The 21,965-nt window shown below is 37.9% G+C and carries 19 protein-coding genes; 4 read left to right on the plus strand and 15 right to left on the minus strand.

Annotated elements, in window-relative coordinates; translation table 11 throughout:
* Positions 1-223 precede the first annotated feature (223 nt).
* Positions 224-1,984, minus strand: coding sequence for a two-component system histidine kinase PnpS (gene pnpS, locus NKR74_RS19395; protein WP_253630545.1), 1,761 nt, complete (start codon positions 1,982-1,984; stop codon positions 224-226).
* Complete coding sequence (locus NKR74_RS19400) at positions 1,977-2,693, minus strand: response regulator transcription factor (RefSeq protein WP_253630546.1); 717 nt, start codon at positions 2,691-2,693, stop codon at positions 1,977-1,979. Before NKR74_RS19400 ends, pnpS begins: the two co-directional genes overlap by 8 nt.
* 215 nt (positions 2,694-2,908) lie before the next feature.
* Between NKR74_RS19400 and NKR74_RS19405 the strand changes: the two genes are divergently transcribed.
* Complete coding sequence (locus NKR74_RS19405; RefSeq protein ID WP_098305327.1) at positions 2,909-3,232, plus strand: YnfA family protein; 324 nt, start codon at positions 2,909-2,911, stop codon at positions 3,230-3,232.
* Between the two features lie 228 nt (positions 3,233-3,460).
* Here the strand turns inward: NKR74_RS19405 and NKR74_RS19410 are convergent, their stop codons facing one another.
* The 5 genes from NKR74_RS19410 to NKR74_RS19430 all read right to left on the minus strand — a co-directional run bounded on the left by NKR74_RS19410 (position 3,461) and on the right by NKR74_RS19430 (position 8,533).
* Positions 3,461-3,934: a MaoC family dehydratase gene (locus NKR74_RS19410; RefSeq protein WP_098305329.1), complete on the minus strand. Its 474-nt coding sequence runs from the start codon at positions 3,932-3,934 to the stop codon at positions 3,461-3,463.
* 207 nt (positions 3,935-4,141) lie between these two features.
* On the minus strand, positions 4,142-5,080 hold the full coding sequence (mdh, locus tag NKR74_RS19415) for a malate dehydrogenase (RefSeq protein ID WP_098305331.1): 939 nt from the start codon (positions 5,078-5,080) through the stop codon (positions 4,142-4,144).
* Positions 5,081-5,100: 20 nt separating this feature from the next.
* Positions 5,101-6,393 carry an NADP-dependent isocitrate dehydrogenase gene (gene icd / locus NKR74_RS19420; RefSeq protein WP_141524944.1) on the minus strand — a complete coding sequence of 431 codons (1,293 nt, stop codon included), beginning with the start codon at positions 6,391-6,393 and terminating at the stop codon, positions 5,101-5,103.
* 131 nt (positions 6,394-6,524) lie between these two features.
* Positions 6,525-7,643, minus strand: coding sequence for a citrate synthase (gene citZ / locus NKR74_RS19425; RefSeq protein WP_098305493.1), 1,119 nt, complete (start codon positions 7,641-7,643; stop codon positions 6,525-6,527).
* Between the two features lie 428 nt (positions 7,644-8,071).
* On the minus strand, positions 8,072-8,533 hold the full coding sequence (locus NKR74_RS19430; protein ID WP_098305334.1) for a DUF441 domain-containing protein: 462 nt from the start codon (positions 8,531-8,533) through the stop codon (positions 8,072-8,074).
* A gap of 410 nt (positions 8,534-8,943) precedes the next feature.
* Between NKR74_RS19430 and ytvI the strand changes: the two genes are divergently transcribed.
* Positions 8,944-10,050, plus strand: coding sequence for a sporulation integral membrane protein YtvI (ytvI, locus tag NKR74_RS19435; protein ID WP_098305336.1), 1,107 nt, complete (start codon positions 8,944-8,946; stop codon positions 10,048-10,050).
* Positions 10,051-10,299: 249 nt separating this feature from the next.
* On the opposite strand, the gene NKR74_RS19440 is transcribed toward ytvI, so the two are convergent.
* The 8 genes from NKR74_RS19440 to dnaE form a co-directional block, all read right to left on the minus strand.
* Positions 10,300-10,689: an FxsA family protein gene (locus NKR74_RS19440; protein WP_098305338.1), complete on the minus strand. Its 390-nt coding sequence runs from the start codon at positions 10,687-10,689 to the stop codon at positions 10,300-10,302.
* 72 nt (positions 10,690-10,761) lie between these two features.
* Positions 10,762-12,519, minus strand: a complete 1,758-nt coding sequence (gene pyk / locus NKR74_RS19445) for a pyruvate kinase (RefSeq protein WP_098305340.1) — start codon at positions 12,517-12,519, stop codon at positions 10,762-10,764.
* Between the two features lie 54 nt (positions 12,520-12,573).
* Positions 12,574-13,533: a 6-phosphofructokinase gene (gene pfkA, locus NKR74_RS19450; protein WP_098305342.1), complete on the minus strand. Its 960-nt coding sequence runs from the start codon at positions 13,531-13,533 to the stop codon at positions 12,574-12,576.
* A 129-nt stretch (positions 13,534-13,662) separates the two neighbouring features.
* Positions 13,663-14,637 carry an acetyl-CoA carboxylase carboxyl transferase subunit alpha gene (accA, locus tag NKR74_RS19455; protein WP_253630547.1) on the minus strand — a complete coding sequence of 325 codons (975 nt, stop codon included), beginning with the start codon at positions 14,635-14,637 and terminating at the stop codon, positions 13,663-13,665.
* A complete protein-coding gene (gene accD / locus NKR74_RS19460; RefSeq protein WP_098305346.1) occupies positions 14,625-15,494 on the minus strand; it encodes an acetyl-CoA carboxylase, carboxyltransferase subunit beta in 870 nt (289 codons plus the stop codon). Before accD ends, accA begins: the two co-directional genes overlap by 13 nt.
* 204 nt (positions 15,495-15,698) lie before the next feature.
* Complete coding sequence (locus tag NKR74_RS19465) at positions 15,699-16,334, minus strand: FadR/GntR family transcriptional regulator (RefSeq protein WP_253630548.1); 636 nt, start codon at positions 16,332-16,334, stop codon at positions 15,699-15,701.
* 14 nt (positions 16,335-16,348) lie between these two features.
* Entirely contained in the window at positions 16,349-17,605 is a 1,257-nt protein-coding gene (gene ystJ / locus NKR74_RS19470; RefSeq protein ID WP_176524509.1) for an NADP-dependent malic enzyme, read from the minus strand.
* A 91-nt stretch (positions 17,606-17,696) separates the two neighbouring features.
* Positions 17,697-21,026 (minus strand): DNA polymerase III subunit alpha, encoded by a 3,330-nt coding sequence (dnaE, locus tag NKR74_RS19475; protein ID WP_253630549.1) that lies wholly within the window; start codon positions 21,024-21,026, stop codon positions 17,697-17,699.
* 99 nt (positions 21,027-21,125) lie between these two features.
* Here dnaE and ytrH point away from each other — a divergent pair, with 99 nt between their 5' ends.
* On the plus strand, positions 21,126-21,467 hold the full coding sequence (gene ytrH / locus NKR74_RS19480; RefSeq protein ID WP_098305354.1) for a sporulation membrane protein YtrH: 342 nt from the start codon (positions 21,126-21,128) through the stop codon (positions 21,465-21,467).
* Positions 21,464-21,964 carry a sporulation membrane protein YtrI gene (gene ytrI / locus NKR74_RS19485; protein WP_098305356.1) on the plus strand — a complete coding sequence of 167 codons (501 nt, stop codon included), beginning with the start codon at positions 21,464-21,466 and terminating at the stop codon, positions 21,962-21,964. Before ytrH ends, ytrI begins: the two co-directional genes overlap by 4 nt.
* Position 21,965 lies beyond the last annotated feature (1 nt).

The raw sequence follows: 21,965 nt of genomic DNA on the forward strand, positions 1-21,965 counted from the left end.
GAATTCTTTCTTACTCTTGAAATACAACAGCATATATATCGGTATAACATAGCATACATGAATACATTTCAAAAGAAGAAATACCATTAAAAAAGGGAAGTGACGAGAATAAGTCTCCTTATTCTCGTCCAAAACTACTCCTTGGATGAAGGGGTTTTCATGTATTATAGTAACAGACCTTTATTAATATAAAGTGAAGCTATTGTTAATATAATGTAAATATCTACTTACTGTACTTTTGAAGGGTAACAGTAAAAGTCGTTCCAACCCCAATTGCACTTTCTACAGTAATCATCCCATGATGCGCTTCAACTAAATGTTTCACAATAGACAATCCAAGTCCCGTGCCGCCTGTATTACGGCTGCGCGCTTTATCAACGCGATAAAAACGCTCAAAAATACGAGGGATTTCTTCTTTTTCTATTCCAATCCCTGTGTCAGACACCTTTATATATACGTTTTGACTATCATACGAAAGCCTAACAGAAACAGTTCCGCCTGCTGGCGTATATAAAATTGCGTTATTCATTAAATTAATAAAGACTTGTTTCAATCGTTCTGCATCTCCTACAACAGAGATATGCTCATTCACATCGACATGTAAACGAATGTCTTTATCATTTGCTTTATTTTCTAATATAATACCGACTTCTTCTAATAACCCTTTTAAGTCGACAACTCCCATATTTAATCGAAATCCTTGTTGCTCAATTTTCGATAAATCTAGTAAGTCTTCAATTAGCATTTGCATTCGGTCGCTTTCTTTCAAAATAATATGTAAGAAATGCTCAAGAAATTGCTGATTTTCCATCGCTCCATCAAGCAACGTTTCTGAAAATCCTTTAATAGAAGTAATGGGCGTTTTCAGTTCATGTGACACATTTGCCAAGAAATCTTTACGCATTTGCTCAAGTTTCTTAAGCTCCGTAATATCATGAAAGACAAGTACAATCCCTTTCCATTCATGGTTTGTTCCAATAATTGGAGCACCATACACTTCAAAGTGTTTTCTTTCAATTTCAAGAGGCAACAACATTTGCTTCCGTACTTTGACCTCTGTCATAAAAATTTCTTCCACAAGTTCGACAATTTCTTTGTGCGTAAATGCCTCATAATATAAACGATGTAAATACTCTTCATCTGTTACATGAAAAATCTCTTTATAAGAACGATTGACAAGACTAACATGGCCGCGGCTATCAATTAAAATCATACCGCTTCCCATATTTTCAATGAGTGTATGCAGCCGATCTTGCTGCATTTCTTGCTCTAACGTCATCTCTTGTAAATTACGCGCTAAAACGTTGATTGCCTTGCTGAGCATTCCCGTCTCATCCGAATGACTTTCATAAGCACGTGCTTTATAGTTTCCTTTCGCAAGTTCAATAGCTACTTTTGTAACAGACTCAATCGGTCTAATATACTGCCCTGTAATTCTCATAACAAGAAACACAATAATAAAGAAAGAAGTGATAAAACCAAGAATTACTATGCCCCATGTTTTTTGATGCACAGTTTTCAAGGACTGAATAGAAGCATTAATAATGATATACCCTTTCTCCCCCTGTGCATCTTGGATAAACGTAGCATAGTAATATGAGTGTTCATCCTTTGTTTCCTTCATCACAACTGTATGCGTTTGTTTTCTTGCTTCTGGAAGAAGGTCTTCCATCACTTCTTTACGTGGTACCGCCTGTTGATTTACAGTCTCATATTGAATTTGTTTTTGTTCATTTACAAACGTTACATATACACCAAACTGCTCTTCAAATTTCAAAAATACATTTGGTTTCTTAAGGACGTTATCAATTCCTTCCGCTTCGACAACAGAAGCAACGTACTGCGTTTCTTTCTCCAATCTCTCATGGAAACGATCAACATAAAATCCTTCCAATACTTTTTCAAGCAATAATCCTGTCCCTACAAAAATAAGAACAATTAGAGAAATAAACGTAAAGAGAAGCCTTGAGCGAAATTTATTCATCCCCTTTTGGCTCCTCCAATTTGTAACCTAATCCGCGGATTGTTTTAATATAAGTTGGTTTTTTTGTATTTTTTTCGATTTTATCTCGCAAGTGACTAATATGAACATCAACAATACGTGTATCCCCAGCAAAATCATAATTCCATACAGCACTTAACAGCTGATCGCGAGTTAACACGCGGCTTTTATGTCTCGCTAAATATACAAGTAATTCAAATTCTTTTGGTGTAAGTTCTAACTTTTCCCCTTGGAAATATGCTTCATAAAAATCCGGTAAAATTCTTAATTCAGCAATTATAATACTATTTTCATCTTCTACTTCCGGCACTTGTTCATCGTGGAGTTTCGTACGGCGCAAAATAGCCTTTACACGCGCAACCACTTCTCTTGGACTGAACGGCTTTGTCATATAGTCATCCGCTCCAAGCTCAAGACCTAACACTTTATCAAACTCATCATCTTTTGCTGTTAACATTAAAATAGGTGTCATAATACGCTGCAGGCGCAGTTCTTTACAAACTTCCATTCCATCCATTTTTGGAAGCATTAAATCTAATATAATCAGATCCGGACGTTCCGTCTGTGCTTTATGCAGCGCTGTTTCTCCATCCATCGCTGTTATGACTTCAAACCCTGCTTGCTGCAGATTAAATTCGATTAAAGTTAAGATAAACTCCTCATCGTCCACGACTAAAATTCGATTGCTCATTCTTTTCCTCCAGGTTATAGACTCTTAAACATTCTTCACCCTAGTATTCTTCCCCGACATTTCCATCATACTAGAAAACAATACCCCTCTCAATAAAATTGTACTTTGAAAAATAAGAGTTTATCCCGCATTAACGGGCAGTCCTCCCTACTGACTTATGCTCCACTTTATGTTACCTTTATACAACAAAATACATTTTTATAGAAAGGACTCTTATGTTAAAAGCATTTATTATCTTTTTTCTTGCGGGTTTGGCTGAAATTGGCGGTGGTTATCTCATTTGGAAATGGCTGCGCGAAGGCGGTTCTATTGGAATCGGCATCATCGGGGGAGTGATTCTATTTTTATATGGGGTCATCGCTACATTCCAAGTATTCTCAAGCTTCGGAAGAGTGTATGCAGCTTACGGTGGCGTGTTTATTGTAATGAGTGTATTGTGGGGTTGGTGGGTTGATAAAAAAACACCCGACTTATTCGATTGGACTGGAGCCTTCGTTTGCATCATTGGCGTATTTATTATGTTATGGCCACGTGGATAAGGTTCATGTTTCTCTAAATAACATTGCCCGTTTAAGCTAAATAAGAAAAACAGGTGACATCACATCACCTGTTTTTCATCCCGCATTAACGGACAGTAAGTCCCCCACCTCAAGATTCAGAGAAAAGCGAAGAAGATAGGTGGGGGATAACTGTCCGTAAAAGCCCGATTGGTTCAACTAACCATCAATGTGGGATGAAGAACCCCCACTGATGGAAGTTTCACTTTATCAAAAATTATCAAGCGCTCTTTCAAATATCGTTGTTAAATGATGCGGCGGTGCTACTGTTAGTAAACCTTTCATCACTTCTTCTTCTTTCTCATTGTACGCAAACATTTGCATTTCAATTAAATGATCTTTCTCGTAAACGGAAACAACTTCAAAATGAATTTGCAGCGTTGCATAATGGTATACAGGCTTTATAAATTCAAGTTCTTGCCTTACAACATGACTTCCTGGACCAGGTAAGTATTTTGTAACCGCAGTTGTAACAATCCCCGTTAACATAACACTTGGTACAATTGGTTTTTCATACGGAGTTTGGGATGCATAGTCATGCTGAATATATAACGGATTTGAATCATTCGTTAATCCTAAATATAATAACAAATCTTTGTCTTCTATTTTCTCTGTAACGGATAACTTTTCCCCTACTGTAATTTCATCCATTTTACGACCTAATTTGCTTTTCTTTTTTAACATGATACAATCCCTCCGATCGATATTTAAATTATCCTACTCGAAGTGGTATATTATACGAATCTTTATAACAATGAGAGCACATTCACTACAAATCTACATTTTACATTGTAGGATACCTATTTGATAACGCTTTCAAACTATTTCACAAAAATAATTCTCTAATAGTGGAAAAAGATTCGGGAGCCCCGAACCTTTTTCCTTCTTTTCTTATGCAAGAACTTTCATTACACTGCGTACAGATTCTACAGAACGATCTAATCCTTCTTTTTCTTCTGGAAGAAGATCTAATTCAATAATCTTTTCGATTCCGTTACCGCCAAGGATAACTGGAACACCTAAGTAAAGATCGCTATAGCCATATTCACCTTCAAGGTATGCAATAGCTGGCAATACGCGGCGTTGGTCTTTTAAGATAGCCTCTGCCATCTCTACTAAAGAAGCAGCTGGTGCGTAGTATGCACTACCGTTTCCTAATAGATTTACAATTTCACCGCCGCCTTTACGAGTGCGTTCAACAATTGCATCTAAGCGTTCTTTCGGAATTAATGTTTCAAGCGGAATACCACCTGCATAAGAATAACGAACAAGCGGTACCATTTCATCGCCGTGTCCACCAAGAACAAATCCTGTAATATCTTTCACAGATAGATTTAATTCTTGTGCAATAAATGTACGGAAACGAGCTGTATCTAATACACCAGATTGACCGATAACGCGCTCTTTCGGGAATCCAGCTTCTTTAAATACAGAATATGTCATTGCATCAACTGGATTTGTTAATACAACAATAATTGTATTCGGAGAATATTTTGCAATTTCTCGCGTTACACTTTTCATAATTTTAGAGTTCGTTGCTACTAAATCATCACGGCTCATACCTGGCTTACGAGCAATACCTGCCGTAATGATTACAACATCAGAATCAGCTGTATCTACGTAATCAGATGTACCGATAATATTAGCATCGAAACCTTGTACAGGGCTTGCTTCTAACATATCTAACGCTTTCCCTTTTGTTGGATTTTCAAGTTGCGGAATGTCCACTAATACAACGTCTGCTAATTCTTTTTGCGCTAATAAGAATGCTGTTGTTGCCCCTGTAAATCCTGCACCGATGACTGAAACTTTTTTGCGTTTGATTGTCATAATTTCTCCCCCACTTTGAATTATGAGTTTTTAATAATCGCTGCGTCCATATTGTTAATAAGAGCATCAGCAAATTCGGAACATTTCACTTCAGTTGCACCTTCCATAAGGCGTGCGAAGTCATATGTTACCACTTTTGAAGCAATCGTTTTTTCTACAGAATTAGTAATTAGTTTCGCTGCTTCATTCCATCCTAAATGCTCTAACATTAATACCCCTGAAAGAAGAACTGAAGATGGATTTACTTTATCTAAACCTGCATATTTTGGAGCTGTACCATGTGTCGCTTCAAAAATAGCATGTCCGGTAACATAGTTAATGTTAGCACCAGGTGCAATACCGATGCCGCCAACTTGCGCTGCAAGTGCATCAGAAATATAATCGCCATTTAAGTTCATTGTTGCTACAACGTCGAACTCGCGTGGACGCGTCAAAATTTGTTGTAAGAAGATATCTGCAATTGAATCTTTTACGATGATTTTTCCAGCAGCTTCTGCCTCTGACATCGCTTTATTAGCAGCATCTTTTCCTTCCTTCTCAACAATACGATCATATTCAGCCCAAGTAAATACTTTGTCGCCAAACTCTTTTTCTGCTACTTCGTAACCCCAGTTTTTGAATGCACCTTCTGTATACTTCATAATGTTACCTTTATGAACTAATGTAACAGAAGAACGTTTTTCATTAATTGCATATTGAATCGCAGCGCGAACAAGACGCTTTGTACCTTCTTCAGAAATCGGTTTAATCCCAAGTCCAGAAGTTTCTGGGAAACGGATTTTTTTCACGCCCATTTCATTTTGTAAAAACGCAAGAAGTTTTTGAACTTCTTCAGAACCTTGTGCATATTCAATACCAGCGTAGATGTCCTCTGTATTCTCACGGAAAATAACCATATCAGTATCTTCCGGACGCTTGATAGGAGAAGGAACACCATCAAAGTAGCGAACAGGACGTAAACATACGTATAAGTCTAGTTCTTGACGAAGCGCTACGTTTAAAGAACGAATGCCACCACCAACAGGAGTTGTTAATGGCCCTTTAATTGCGATTAAATATTCGCGAATCAATTCTAACGTTTCTTCTGGTAACCACTCACCTGTTTGATTAAATGCTTTTTCCCCAGCAAGCACTTCTTTCCAAACAATTTTCTTTTCGCCGTTATATGCTTTTTCAACAGCTGCCTCTAATACACGAGATGCTGCTGCCCAAATATCTGGTCCAATTCCATCTCCTTCAATAAAAGGAATGATTGGGTTGTTTGGTACATTCATAACACCATTAGTTACGGTAATTTTTTCTCCTGTAGTCACTGCGATTACCCCCATGTTTGAAATTTCATATGTATGAAACTGAGGGATATCCCCTCAGTTCAAACCATAAATTAAGTTTAAATATTCCAATCATTGTATCTTTACAAAAAAGTCAGATTCTTAAAGGCGCATTACGCTCTTTGGCCGATTGGTACATAGCGTTGGTTAATCGGACCATTATAATCTGCACGCGGACGAATGAGACGGTTATTTTCATATTGTTCTAGAATATGAGCTAACCAACCAGACATACGGCTGATTGCAAAGATTGGTGTAAATAAATCATGATCAATTCCTAAACAATGATAAACAGATGCAGAATAAAAATCTACATTTGGCGGAAGCTGTTTTGCTGAAGTTACAAGCTCCTCAATTTTGATAGACATATTATACCACTTGTCTTGCCCTGTTAGCACACATAAACGCTTAGACATTTCACGTAAATGTTTTGCACGTGGATCACCATTGCGGTATACACGATGGCCAAAGCCCATAATCTTCACTTTATTCGCAAACGCATTATGAATATATGATTCTACATTTTCTTCTTCACCGATTTCCATCAGCATCTTCATTACATTTTCATTTGCCCCGCCATGAAGTGGTCCTTTTAAAGCACCAATTGCTGCTGTAATACCGGAATACACATCAGAAAGTGTAGCTACACAAACGCGCGCTGTAAAAGTAGAGGCATTTAATTCATGATCCGCATGAAGTACAAGCGCCTTATCAAACGCTTCAATTTCAACTTCATTTGGCTCACGATTATTTAACATATATAAAAAGTTTGCAGCTAATGCTAAATCTTTGCGAGGCTCAACAACATCTAACCCCTTGCGGATTCTTGCAAATGCCGCAACAAGCGTTGAAACTTTCGCCTGTAATTTAACCGCTTTCAAATAATTGGACTCTACATCCATTAACTCAGCGTCTTCATCGTATAATGATAGCATGGAAATCGCTGTACGTAAAACAGACATTGGATGTGTTATTTTCAAGTTTGTGTTTTTTAAATATTCTAAAATTTCCCCCGGCACTTCTGCATGCTGGGATAATTGTGTTTTTAATTCTTCTAATTCCATTTCATTTGGAAGCTTGCGGTGCCATAATAAATATACGACTTCTTCAAATGTAGCATTTTCAGCTAAATCATCGATATCGTAACCCACATAAGTTAATGTATCATCAATAATGGAGCTTACAGATGATGTTGTTGCTACTACCCCTTCTAAACCTCGAATAACAGTCATTATAATCTCTCCTTTTCCTCGAAATTTCTCCCCAACCTTATACTTTGTCGCAATAAAATGTGTTTTCAGCTGGTCACGAAAATGAATGAGCATCCGTTCATCTCTGAAACAAGCAAAATACATCCTGGCACAATCACTTCTGCATTTACACCTATCTATCGTTCCATGCTTTTTAGCATAGACGTGAGCTTCTCCCCGATCCCCCACGCTACAAACGATACATAGTGAGGAAATATAATTTCGGAGAGCTGATATATAAAAACAACATAAAACAATATTAACCAAATTATTTCATGTTGTTTTTATTTTATTTGGTGTAGGTCTATGCTGTTATGTAACTCGAAGAAGTTCCATAAATCTATTATAAACAATTATCTGACTTTTGTGAATGGAAAGAATTCGAAAATTTATATTACAATAAAATTTTTTTATTTAAATAGCTGTATAATACTCATCGCAGCATATGCAATTCCAGCTCCAATTAACGGTCCCACCGCTACTCCATTAAATAGTGCTACCGAAATAATCGTTCCAAACACAAGAGCTGTCGTAATGTACGGATCACTCGCTAAAAGTTGTACACCGCCTTTCGCAAGAAGCGCTACAGCAATACCAGAAGCAAGAGCAATCCAAGCATAATAAGACTTTGTCGCCTCTACAAGTTGCTTAAATCCAATTTCTCCTGTCGCGATCGGCACAAGCACCGCAATTGTTATAATGGTAACCCCAAGGTTAATTCCTTTCGTTTGAAAATAAGGAAAAAGTTTATCTCCTAAGAACGTCCATTTCATCAACAGCAAAACGCCAACTGCTACTGATAAAGATTGATTTTTTGCGATAAATCCAATGAGAAGAAGTATGAATAAAAATAAAGTTGATTGACTAATCATAATGCCTCATCCTTTCTGAAAATAATGAAGGGCTCTCAAACATGTCCGTTTAATGAAATAAAGTGAAACTTCCATCATCGGGGGGTTTTTTCACCTCTCAATGATGGTTATTTGAACGAATCGGGCGCATGCCAAAAATATCTTCCTCACTTAGGCGGGAATCTTACTGCCCGCGAATAGTAGAAAAAAGAGGAATTCATTCAACAAATAGAGAATCGTTTCCACTTATAACCAAATGGACTTTGCTTTCCTTTTCTTTCTTATAAGAAAAAGGTAAAATAAAAAGGGAAAAACCCATACAATATCATACCATTTACAGAAGAGGCATCAAAGCATCTCATCATTTGATAAGTGAACATTTACACAACTTTAGCTCATACACAACATATTTTGCAAAGGGGGAAAGACCTTTGAATCGACATTCACTATACATAGCACTTCGACTTCTCTTTGTCATTGCAGCAACTATATTAGGAGTATACGCACTCATATATATAGCAGGTCTGGTATACCCATTTATTATCGCTTTTGCAATTGCATATTTGATCAATCCAGTTGTAAACTTTCTTGATCAAAAACTACGATTTCCTCGTGCTTTGTCTGTTTTTATTAGCCTCATCCTTGTATTTGGGGCTATCGTTGGACTCGTTACGTATCTTGTAACAGAAGCGATTTCCGCAGCAACTTACTTATTACAAATTGTACCTGAAAAATTCCCGGCTATGGTTCAGTATCTGCAAGAATTCGCACTCACCAACATTATGCCGCTTTACAATGATTTGATTGCTAAATTTAATCACCTTGGAGCAACACAACAAATTACGATTACAACAAACATTCAAAACCTTGGGGCAGAAGCAACTCAGCAAATGAAAACTATTTTGACAGCTATTATAAGCGGATTAACAAATTTCATTAGCGCTCTTCCGACTATGTTAACTGTTCTTGTATTCGTCTTATTAGCCACTTTCTTTATTAGCTTTGATTGGCACCGTCTCGCCCATAAAATTGAAAAATTATTGCCTAATCGGTTACACGGCTATGGAAAAACAATTTTTGTTGATTTACGAAAAGCTTTGTTTGGATTTGTAAAAGCACAATTTACACTTATATCAATGACAACCATTATCGTTCTAATCGGCCTATTAATTTTGCGTGTACCATACGCAATTACTATCGCCCTTATTACAGGAGTTGTTGATTTACTTCCATACTTAGGAACAGGGACTGTTTTCGTTCCATGGATTATTTATGTATTCTTTACAGGAGATACTGCTTTCGCACTTGGTTTACTCATTTTATATATCGTTGTCATTGTACAGCGACAATTAATGGAACCAAAGGTATTATCATCCAACATCGGACTCGATCCACTTCCAACATTATTTTCTTTATTTATCGGATTTAAATTATTTGGTTTTTTAGGATTGATTATTGGCCCTGTAACACTCGTGTTATTAAATACATTGCATAAAGCAAATGTATTTAAAGATCTTTGGAAGTTCATAAAGGGGTAAAGTGAAACTTCCATAAGTAGGCGGTTTTCCTACTTATGGTTAGTTGAACCAATCGGGCTCTTACGGACAGTATAAAGTGAATTTTCATCAATAAAAATCAACTAAAAACAAGGAGAAATCTCTCCTTGTTTTTTTATTCACTAATGCGAATAAAAATTCAATCTTTTTCTTCCTTTTTCTACAAACGAATATTTATTCATTTGTATTTTCGACAAAAAATAACGCTTGAAGAGTTTCCTCTTTCAAGCGTTATTTTTGCACAATAATAGTGTTATTTCGGTTTATTTTTCGTTCCATCCATTTGATTATCATATATTTCACCGGTTTTCTCGCTATCGGAATCAATAAAAACAATCCTATACAATCTGTTATATACCCTGGGATTAGCAGAAGTATACCGCCTGCAAAAATGCAAATCGCATCTAATACAGCATCACCTGGAATCTCACCTCTACTTAACCGATACTGAATATCTCTCCAAACTGCTACTCCTTGCCGTTTCGCTATATATGCTCCCATGATACTCATTACTACAATCACACAAAACGTCGGCCACAGCCCAATCAATTGACTCGATCCAATCAATACCGTAACCTCTAACGCTGGAATTAAAATTAACAAAAAGAGAAATACCTTCATTCCTCTCACCTCATGTTTTCAAATTGAGTAAAAAAAAGAGAAGGATTTCCATCCTTCCCTACATATTATTTCTTATAGCACTTCCGCATGTCCATTATATACAATTCCACGCGCTGCATCAACTGTTACTTCTTGACCATTTTTTAGGATAGCAGTCGCAGTTTCTACACCAACGATAACTGGAATACCAATTGTTACACCAACAACCGCTGCATGGCTTGTTAAGCCGCCTTCTTCTACAACAAGAGCTGCAGCTTTTTCAATTGCAGGAATCATATCTTTATCAGTACTTGTTGTAACAAGGATAGAACCTTCTGTTACGTTTGCTAATGCTTCTTCAGCTGTTTTCGCTACAACAACTTTACCTTTTGCTGTTTTACGGCCAATTCCTTGTCCTTTAGCGATTTGTTCGCCAACAACATGAATTTTCATTAAGTTTGTTGTGCCAGTTTCAGCAACTGGTACACCAGCAGTAATAACAACTGTATCACCAAGGCCAATCATACCTGCATCCATAGCTGTTTCAATAGCAGTTTCTAACATTTCGTCTGTAGATTTTGCCTTTTCCTCTGCCATATACGCTTGTACACCCCATGCAAGCGCAAGACGACGGCATACTTGTTCATTAGATGTTACTGCTACGATTGGAGATTTCGGACGATATTTAGAGATCATTTTCGCAGTATAGCCGCTTTCTGTAGGAGCTACGATTGCCGCTACATCAAGCGCGATTGCTGTATGTGCAACAGATTGACTAATTGCATCTGTAATTGTGCTAGATTGCTCTTTAAGACGTTTTTGGAACATGTCTTCATATTGCAGTGATTTCTCAACACGAATCGCGATGTTTGCCATCATTTGTACCGCTTCAAGTGGGTATAAACCTGCTGCTGTTTCACCAGAAAGCATGATTGCATCTGTGCCATCGAAAATAGCGTTCGCTACGTCACTTGCTTCCGCGCGTGTTGGACGAGGGTTACGCTGCATAGAATCTAACATTTGCGTTGCAGTGATGACTGGCTTCCCTAATACATTACATTTTTTGATTAGACGCTTTTGCACTAACGGTACTTCTTCTGGTGGAATTTCTACACCCATGTCACCGCGCGCTACCATTAAGCCGTCAGAAACTTCTAGGATAGAGTCGATATTATCGATACCTTCTTGGTTCTCGATTTTTGGAATAATTTGAATATGTTGTGCTCCGTGCTCTTCTAATAGCTCACGAATTTCTAATACGTCAGATGCTTTGCGTACGAAAGAAGCTGCGATAAAGTCAACATTTTGTCCGATACCGAAGATGATATCTTGAATGTCTTTTTCTGTAATACCAGGAAGCTTAATGCTTACGTTTGGTACATTTACACCTTTTTTATTTTTTACAGTACCGCTGTTTAATACTTTTGTGCGGATATCACCGTTCGCTTTTCCGATTACCTCTAACTCAATAAGACCATCATCGATTAGAATGCGAGAACCTGCATCGACATCATCATAAAGTCCCGCGTAAGTTACAGAGAACTTTTCAGCAGTTCCTAATACTTGCTCTGTAGAAATAACAACTTCTGCACCTGTTTTTAGCTCAGCTTGTCCGTCTACAAAGTCATGTGTACGAATTTCTGGACCTTTTGTATCAAGTAAGATTGCTACAGTTTTACCAGTTTTCTTCGCAGCTTCACGGATGGTTTTAATACGTGCTCCGTGCTCTTCATGGCTACCGTGAGAGAAGTTTAAACGACAAACGTTCATACCCGCTCCCATTAATTGTTCTAATTTTTCAATACTTTCGCTAGCAGGACCAATTGTACATACAATTTTAGTTTTGCGCATAACGCACCTCCAAATATTTATGAAAACGTTACCACCAATCCGACACTACGCCAATTAGATGGATAATTCTTTTGATAACTGATACACATCTAAATCAAGTTGATGTTTTTGCGCTAACGCTTCAATAATATCATGATCAACAAGTTGATTGTTTTGAATACCTACGCAGCGGCCACCTTTTCCTTCTAATAAAAGCTCAACTGCTCTTGCACCAAGACGGCTTGCTAATACACGGTCCATCGCACTTGGAGATCCTCCGCGCTGTACGTGACCTAATACTGTAACGCGTGTATCAAAGTTTGTTGCTTCTTCAATTTGTTTACCGATTTCAATCGCGCTGCCAACACCTTCAGCTACGACAATAATACTATGTTTCTTTCCACGTTCGCTACCGCGTTTTAAACGAGCAATTACATCGTTCATTTCATAGTCTGCTTCCGGAATTAAAATTGTTTCTGCACCGTCCGCTAAACCTGCCCATAACGCAATATCTCCCGCATGACGGCCCATTACTTCAATTACATATGTACGTTCATGAGATGTAGCTGTATCACGAATTTTATCAATTGCATCAATAACAGTGTTTAAAGCTGTATCAAAACCAATTGTAAAATCAGTACCAGGAATATCATTATCAATTGTGCCCGGTACACCTACACACGGGAAACCATGCTCTGTTAATTTTTTTGCACCTTGGTAAGAACCATCGCCACCAATAACAACAAGTCCTTCAATACCGAATTTCTTTAATTGTTCAATTCCTTTTAATTGTCCTTCTAGTTCTTTGAACTCAGGGCATCTTGCTGTATATAATTTCGTTCCACCGCGGTGGATAATATCGCCTACAGAGCCTAACTCTAATTTTTCAATATGACCAGAAATTAATCCTGCGTATCCATGGTAGATACCATACACTTCTAGATCGTGGTACATTGCTTTACGAACAACCGCACGAATAGCAGCGTTCATACCAGGTGAATCTCCACCACTCGTTAACACACCAATACGTTTCATTAGTACTCACCTCATAAAGATTATTTGCCTTATAATAAAATAACATGAAGAAAGATAAAATGACAATGGAGAAGATGTGTCTTTTTCATAAGAAAAACGTGCATTCGCGAGATGGAACGCACGCTTTTTCTATTTTACCCCAATGGAAGCGTTTGAAAACGAAACTTGCCCAATTTTCATATATTTTGTATAACGATTTTCAACCAGTTCCTCTTTCGAAACACCTTCTAATTGTTGGAATGTTTTTTGTAAGGTACGGTTTATATATTCCGCTTGTTCTTTAACGTTGCGATGCGCACCGCCGCGAGCTTCTGGAATCATTTCATCAATTACACCTAATTCTTTCAAATCAGCCGCCGTAATTTTCATCGCTTCAGCAGCTTCTTTTGCTTTCGTAGCATCTTTCCAAAGAATTGCTGCCGCTCCTTCGGGAGAAATAACTGAATACGTGGAGTTTTCTAACATGTGGACATAATTCCCAATACCAAGTCCTAACGCACCGCCACTGCCGCCTTCACCAATCACAATGCATATAACCGGTACAGAGAGTCCGGCCATTTCAAATAAATTACGTGCAATCGCTTCGCTTTGTCCGCGTTCTTCACCTGCTTTTCCAGGATATGCACCTTTCGTATCAATAAAGCAAATGATAGGACGATTAAATTTCTCTGCTTGTTTCATAAGGCGCATTGCTTTGCGATAGCCTTCTGGGTGAGGCATTCCAAAATTTCGGCGAATATTTTCTTTCGTATCTTTTCCGCGCTGATGGCCAATTACCGTTATAGGCATTCCATTATATTTCGCAATACCGCCGACAATTGCTGCATCATCACCAAATAGGCGATCTCCATGACACTCAAAAAAGTCAGTAAATAAGTGCTCAATATAATCAAGTGTTGTCGGTCTTTCGGCATGACGAGCAATTTGAACACGGTCCCATACTTTCATATTGCCGTATATTTCTTCCTCTAAATGCTCTAACTTATCTTCCAAAATACGGATTTCTTCACTGAAGTCCATCTGGCTGTTTTTTGTATACTCTTTTAATTCAAGAATCTTATTTTTCAGCTCAACAACCGGCTTTTCAAATTCTAATTCTGCCATGACGCCACTTCCTCCCCTTGATGAACTTCTAAAATCTTGCGGAGTGTATCTCTCATATCATTACGGTGCACAACTGCATCTAATTGTCCATGTTCCAGTAAGAACTCTGCCGTTTGGAAGTCCTCCGGCAATTTTTCACGAACAGTCTGTTCAATTACACGACGACCTGCAAATCCAATTAATGCGCCTGGTTCTGCTAGATTGTAGTCACCAAGTGAAGCAAAGCTCGCGGAAACTCCGCCCGTCGTTGGATGTGTCATAATAGAAATGAATAAACCGCCTGCATCGCTATGCTTTTTCAAAGCAACACTCGTCTTCGCCATTTGCATTAAACTTAAAATGCCCTCTTGCATACGAGCTCCGCCTGATGCGGTAAAAATAAGAAACGGCACTTTCATTTCATGTGCTTTTTCAGCAGCACGCGCAATTTTTTCACCTACAACAGAGCCCATGCTTCCCATTCGAAACCTTGAATCCATAACCGCAACAACAACGAGCATATTCTCAATTGTTCCTTCTCCTGTCACAACTGCTTCGTTTAATCCAGTTTTTTTACGATCGCTCTCAAGTTTCTCCTCATAACCAGGGAAGTGAAGCGGGTTTGCCGAAATCATTTCTTTGTCATATTCACGAAATGAATTTTCATCTAACAAACTTTCAAGACGCTCCCATGCGTTCATCGGATGATGATACCCACAGTTAACACATACTTTTAAATTCTTCAGAAGTTCTTTCGTATACATGATTTTTTTGCATTTCGGACATTTTGTCATGACACCGTCCGGTACATCTCTTCTTACTTGCTCTGAAGGAATTGCAGCATATTTTTTCTTCTTTTGGAATAAATCTCGTAGCAAAGTTTGACCCTCCTTTAGGTGATAAAAGAGCTAAGGTTAACGAGTAAGAAAATGTGGCTAACACCTACATTAATAAGTGTTAGCCTTGTTTTCTCAATTTGTCTTATAACCCATCTCTTTACGTTTAACTTTAAACGTTGTCTGGCAGAATGTTTGTCAGAACGTGTCATGGTCATTTCGACAAATTTTGTATAGATGTTAGAATTACAAATGAAACTGTATGTTCTCTATGATTGCATCATAAAGCTCTATTGCTGTTTGTTCCTGCTTATTCTCTAATGCTTTATATAGCTTTTCATGCAACTCTCTCGCGTTTAAATGAACATCACAAGAAAGCGTCGAAGCGTAGTCATGTACAATCATCCAAACACGATACATTAAAAAATTATCTACTTGCTCTACAAGCGTTTTTAAAAAGTTTTGATGAAATTCAGCGATAGATGACTGTTCATTAGAAAAAGTTGCCTTAAGTGCCTTTAAGCAGTCTTCTGTCTGCATTTGACATAAAACACGAATCGCATCCCTCTCAAGCAATTCTTTCATTTGTAACAAATCTTGCCGCGTTTTTTCATCTTGTAATACGAACGGTGCAATTAATTGCACAAGACCATTTTCATAAAAATTTCGAATGAACGTCCCTTCACCGCGCCGCGTTTCAATTAAGCCGACCAATTCCAGCGCTCTGAGCGCTTCACGAACAGAGGAACGACCAACATTTAAACGTGCGCTTAGCTCTCGTTCAGATGGCAGGCGATTACCTGCTTCTAATCCGTCCTCTTTTATAATAGAACGGATTTTTTTCACTATTTCCAGGTATACTTTTGTTTGTGATGATGTCAATGGACACTCCTCGCTTATTCTTTACCGATAATCGCTAGTTTTCTTGTTTTCTCAGCTACTTCATTCGGATCGACTTGACGGCGAGCAACACCTGTTTCCATTGCAGCTTTCGCTACATACGCTGCCACTTGCGGTGCTACGCGCGCATCGAATGGAGCTGGAATAATATAATCCTCATTCAGTTCTTCAGCTGATACAAGCTCAGCAATTGCTTTTACTGCTGCAATCTTCATTTCTTCATTAATTTGCGTTGCATGTACGTCAAGAGCACCGCGGAAAATACCAGGAAAAGCTAATACGTTGTTTACTTGGTTCGGGAAGTCCGAACGACCTGTACCTACAACAGCTGCTCCAGCTGCTTTTGCGATTTCTGGCATAATTTCTGGATTTGGATTCGCCATCGCAAAGATAATTGCATCTTTGTTCATAGAACGAACCATTTCTTCTGTTAATGCGCCTTCTGCAGATACACCGATGAACACATCTGCACCTTGAATCACCTCTGCTAATGAACCCTCTACACGATTTTTATTCGTATATTTTGCAACTTCATTTTTCACAGGATTCATACCAACAGGACGACCTTCAAAAATCGCACCTTTCGTATCGCACATAATAATGTCACGTACGCCGTAGCGATATAAAAGTTTAATAATCGCAATGCCAGCTGCTCCGGCACCGTTTGCGACAACTTTAATATCAGACATTTTCTTTCCAACTAGCTTTAATGCATTTACAAGACCCGCTACTGTTACAATTGCTGTCCCATGCTGATCATCGTGGAATACAGGAATATTTGCTTCTTTCTTTAAACGCTCTTCAATAATGAAGCAGTTTGGCGCTGCAATATCTTCTAAGTTTACGCCGCCAAAAGTTGGCTCCATTAATTTTACAGTTTCAACAATCTTATCTACATCATTTGTATTTAAAGCAATTGGAAATGCATCTACACCAGCAAAGCTCTTAAATAATACAGCTTTACCTTCCATAACTGGAAGAGATGCTTCCGGTCCAATATTTCCAAGACCTAACACAGCCGTTCCATCTGTTACAACTGCTACCATATTGCCCTTCATTGTATATTCGTATACCTTGCTTTTATCGTCATAAATAACTTTACATGGTTCTGCAACCCCTGGAGAATACGCAAGACTTAAATCTTTTGCATTTTCTACCTTTACTTTTGATACAGTTTCTAATTTTCCTTGATGCACTCTATGCATGTGAAGTGCTTCTTCACGAAGTGTTGACAAACGATCCACTCTCCTCATATGTTCTTGCTGAATAGCATTATTCATTCTCCAAGGTGGTCTGACCACGAACGCTATTATTACTATAATCGAAATAGAGGGAAATTGTCCATTATATTTTTACAACGACATTTTCCTTCCCGACTACCTCATAAAGTGCTTGTAGGCATTCTTCACTTGGATGAATTGATAAACTACGAGATAATTGTACCATCTTATGCTCTTTTTCATAATAAATTAGTACTTTCACAAAACCTGAATAGTGAAATAATATTTTTGTTACATTGTTTAACAGCCTTTTTTCATACTGTGATGGTACTTTCACGTAAATAGAAGCGTCTTTCATTTTATCGTAAGTATCCATTTGTTCTAGCGGATAGACACCATTTATAATCCATTGCAGCTTGTGATTTCGCTGTTCAATTGTACCTTCTATTAAAACAATTTCACCTTCTTGTAACCGCTCTGCAAAATGGATATATGTTTCAGGAAATACAACTGCTTCCATTTCATTATTTTGATCACAAAACGTGACAAACGCCATCTTTTGTAATTTTTTTGTCCGAATGATTTTTATATTTGTCAAATACACAATTGCCCGCTGCACTTTTCTTTGCTGCTTCATCGCTTGTGCAAGTGTCGGAATTTCTAATTGTTTAACAAGCGGTTCGTACTGTGCAGTTGGATAACTTGATAAATAAAAACCTAGTGCTTCTTTCTCTTTATTTAATTGTTCGATAAAAGATAGCTCTGCCTCTTGTGCATACTCTGACTTCGGCACAAGTTCCTCGCCAATTTCACGTGCTAAGCTCGAATATTCTAACGCACCTTTAATACTGTTAAACAAGGACGAACGTGAAACCTCAAAATCATCAAAACACCCCGCCCAAATCATTGTTTCTAAATTGCGTTCTGTTACAAACTTCGCCGGCATACGTAAACAAAACTCAAATAAATCTTGAAATGTTTTTTTGTTCCTTTCTTCAATCAAGGCTTTCACTGTCGCCATCCCTACATTGCGAATAGCAAGTAAACTATACCGAATTGCATTTCCTTCAACATGAAAATCATAACTGCTCTTATGAAGAGATGGAGGTAAAACATGAAACCCTTTTCGCTTTGTTTCCCGAACATATTGTACAATCTTCTCTTCATTTCCAATTGCACTTGATAATAGTGCTGTCATAAACTGCAGCGGATAATTTGCTTTTAAATAGGCAAGCTGATATCCAATCATACTATAAGCAACTGCATGACTTCTGTTAAATCCATAATTCGCAAATTGAACGATTAAATCATAAATTTTTTGGGCAGTTTCTTCATCATATCCATTTTGCAAACAACCTTTCACAAAGTGAGTACGCTCTTCATCTAAAATATCACGATTTTTTTTACTTACTGCACGGCGTAATAAGTCCGCCTCACCAAGAGAAAATCCTGCTAAACGAGAGGCAATTTGCATAATTTGTTCTTGATAAACGATAACTCCATACGTATTTTCTAAAATTGGTCTCAAATCAGGATGAAGATAATGAATCGCACGTTTCCCGTGTTTTGATTCAATAAACACCGGAATTTGCTCCATTGGTCCTGGTCGATATAGCGCGTTGACTGCAACAATATCTTCAAACTCATTCGGTTTTAACGAACGCAAAACATTCCGCATTCCGCTTGATTCGAGCTGGAAAATTCCAGTCGTATCTCCTCGTCCAAGCAGTGCAAATGTTTTCGCATCTTGAAGAGGCAATTTCTTTATATCTATATTTGTCCCAGTTGTTTGTGCAACAAAGGTACGAATATTTTCAAGCAACGTTAAATTACGAAGACCAAGAAAATCCATCTTTAACAATCCAAGTTCTTCTAATACCTCTGCGGGATATTGCGTAATATATACACCATCATGCCCATCTTGAATGGCAACGCTATTTGTAAGCGGTTCTTCACTCATAATCACTCCGGCTGCATGAATAGACGTATGACGGGGCAAGCCTTCTACCCGTTTTGCGATATAAAATATCCTTTGAAATATGAGGTTACTTTGTATATAATTTTGCAGTGCTTGCGATTCTGCATAAGCTTCCTCTAATGTAATCCCAACCCTGGATGGAATATGCTTTGAAAAAATATCAATTTCATTTGGCGGCAGCCCCATTACTCTTGCAATGTCGCGAATCGCTGCTTTTGCTGCAAGTGTTCCAAATGTTACGATTTGAGCAACACGTAGTTCTCCATATTTATCTTTCACATAACGAATCATTTCATCGCGGTGAATATCTGGAAAATCAATATCAATATCAGGAAGTGTAACACGCTCTGGATTTAAAAATCGTTCAAACAGTAAATCATACTGAATTGGATCGATATCGGTAATTTCCAGTACGTAAGACACGAGTGATCCAGCTGCCGAACCACGGCCTGGTCCTGTTAAAATGCGGTGCTCGTGAGCGTATGTCATAAAGTCCCATACAATAAGAAAATAATCACTAAATCCCATTCGAGAAATAACGCCTAATTCGTGCGCTAGACGTGCCTTATGCACATCTGTCACTGTTTCATAACGCTTCTTCAGCCCTTCTTCACAAATGCGGCGTAAAAAGCGATCCGATGACTCATCTGTTTGTACCGGAAACTTCGGAAGTTGATTTGTATGAAACTGAATCTCTACATGACAGCGCTCTGCAATACATACAGTATTTTCAATCGCTTCTGGCATAGCAGAGAATAACGCTTCCATTTCAGAAGGCGATTTCATATAATATTGATCAGTTTGTAAACGCGGCCTTTCAGAATCTGTCATTTTTGTCCCGCTATGAACGGATAATAAACATTCCTGTACAATCGCATCGCCTTGTTTGACATAACGAATATCATTCGTCGCCACAAGCGGAATTCCAAGCTGCTTTGCAAATGGCAGAAGCTCTTCCTGCAGCAATAATTCTTCTTGAATGGCATGGTGCTGCAAGCTTATGTAAAAGCTTGCAAATATACTTTTGTACATATTCGCTACTTCTTCAGCAACCTCATGTTTGCCCTGCAATACAAGTTGTTCAATTTCGCCATTTTTCCCTGGAGAAATCGCAATTAATCCGCCTGCATAGTGCGCAAGCCATTTCTTTGGAATACCGTCTTTTGACTTTGTCATAATGCTGCTAGAAATTTTGAGTAAATTTCTATACCCAGTTTCGTTTTCAGCCAGTAAAACAAGTGGATAAGACCGATCCTCTTCTTCATTCCATATCGAAGCTGTTAAACCGATAATCGGTTTAATACCCGCTTTTTTACACGCTTTATAAAACGGAACAACACCATACATCACATTTTCATCTGTAATCGCTAATGCTGTAAAACCAAGTTCTTTCGCTTGATGAACAAGCTCGTCTATTTTACAAGCACTTTTCAATAAACTATAAACGGTTTGACATTGTAAATGCACAAACTTCACTTTTATGCCCTCTCTTTATCTATTTGACTACCTCTTATTATACGTGAAATCAAAACATACTTCTCCTTCTTTGTCCATATACATGAAAAAGAAAGGGGAATGATGATGGAAGTGAATCAAAGCTTTTTCTCTCTTCTCGTTACAAGTTATTTTATTGCCCTTGGTGTTATGATTGGTGGATCGTTAATCGGCGGGGTCGGTGCTTTTTTAGTTGGAAAACCACCCCTCACAATGATTACGCAGTTTGCAGAAAATTTACGAATTTGGGCACTTGTCGCTGCTATTGGCGGGACTTTTGATACATTTTACAGCTTTGAACGCAGCTTCTTTGGAGGAGATACAAAAGATATTGTGAAACAAATTCTTCTCATTTTCTTTGCCACAGGCGGTATGCAAACAGGATTCATTATTATTAATTGGATTACACAGGAGCATGTATGAGAGTTCCAAGCTCACTCTCCAATCGATGGAAGCTTTTTTTAGGCGGCGCTGCTGTTGGCGGTATTTTAAGCTGGATTATTTTTTTGTACATATATGGCGTATTTCAAGAAGTGCAAACCAAAACACTGGAACAACAAGAAGCAAAAATAAAGAAATTAACAGATGACTTACATGTAATTATTGAAGATCAAAATAAAGAAAATGAAAAAAATAAAAAAATATTAACGATTCAAGAGATTGAAGTTGAGATTGTCAATCATGATAAATACAATGTAGACTCTCTAACTGTTGAAACATTAAAAACCTCGATTCGCGATGATCTCCGCCACTTGCTTACCCAAAATATTCAGAGCGTCGCAAATAATAAAGAACTACTGAAAAAGGTCATTGAAAATAAAGTATATAAATATTACGACCGTGTCTATCGATTTGAAATCGAAACAGTTTCTTTTGACACTACACTCGAAATTAGCGTAAAGATAAAACAAGAAAGGTAGA

The sequence above is a fragment of the Bacillus sp. 3103sda1 genome, from assembly GCF_024159135.1.
GTDB classification, from domain to species: domain Bacteria; phylum Bacillota; class Bacilli; order Bacillales; family Bacillaceae_G; genus Bacillus_A; species Bacillus_A rhizoplanae.

Excerpts from the sequence above, each read along its gene's own strand:
- pnpS (WP_253630545.1), bottom strand. The coding sequence starts at position 1,984 with ATGAATAAATTTCGCTCAAGGCTTCTCTTTACGTTTATTTCTCTAATT.
- NKR74_RS19400 (WP_253630546.1), bottom strand. The coding sequence starts at position 2,693 with ATGAGCAATCGAATTTTAGTCGTGGACGATGAGGAGTTTATCTTAACT.
- NKR74_RS19405 (WP_098305327.1), top strand. The coding sequence starts at position 2,909 with ATGTTAAAAGCATTTATTATCTTTTTTCTTGCGGGTTTGGCTGAAATT.
- NKR74_RS19410 (WP_098305329.1), bottom strand. The coding sequence starts at position 3,934 with ATGTTAAAAAAGAAAAGCAAATTAGGTCGTAAAATGGATGAAATTACA.
- mdh (WP_098305331.1), bottom strand. The coding sequence starts at position 5,080 with ATGACAATCAAACGCAAAAAAGTTTCAGTCATCGGTGCAGGATTTACA.
- citZ (WP_098305493.1), bottom strand. The coding sequence starts at position 7,643 with ATGACTGTTATTCGAGGTTTAGAAGGGGTAGTAGCAACAACATCATCT.
- NKR74_RS19430 (WP_098305334.1), bottom strand. The coding sequence starts at position 8,533 with ATGATTAGTCAATCAACTTTATTTTTATTCATACTTCTTCTCATTGGA.
- NKR74_RS19440 (WP_098305338.1), bottom strand. The coding sequence starts at position 10,689 with ATGAAGGTATTTCTCTTTTTGTTAATTTTAATTCCAGCGTTAGAGGTT.
- pyk (WP_098305340.1), bottom strand. The coding sequence starts at position 12,519 with ATGCGCAAAACTAAAATTGTATGTACAATTGGTCCTGCTAGCGAAAGT.
- pfkA (WP_098305342.1), bottom strand. The coding sequence starts at position 13,533 with ATGAAACGTATTGGTGTGTTAACGAGTGGTGGAGATTCACCTGGTATG.
- accA (WP_253630547.1), bottom strand. The coding sequence starts at position 14,637 with ATGGCAGAATTAGAATTTGAAAAGCCGGTTGTTGAGCTGAAAAATAAG.
- ystJ (WP_176524509.1), bottom strand. The coding sequence starts at position 17,605 with ATGAGGAGAGTGGATCGTTTGTCAACACTTCGTGAAGAAGCACTTCAC.
- ytrH (WP_098305354.1), top strand. The coding sequence starts at position 21,126 with ATGATGATGGAAGTGAATCAAAGCTTTTTCTCTCTTCTCGTTACAAGT.
- ytrI (WP_098305356.1), top strand. The coding sequence starts at position 21,464 with ATGAGAGTTCCAAGCTCACTCTCCAATCGATGGAAGCTTTTTTTAGGC.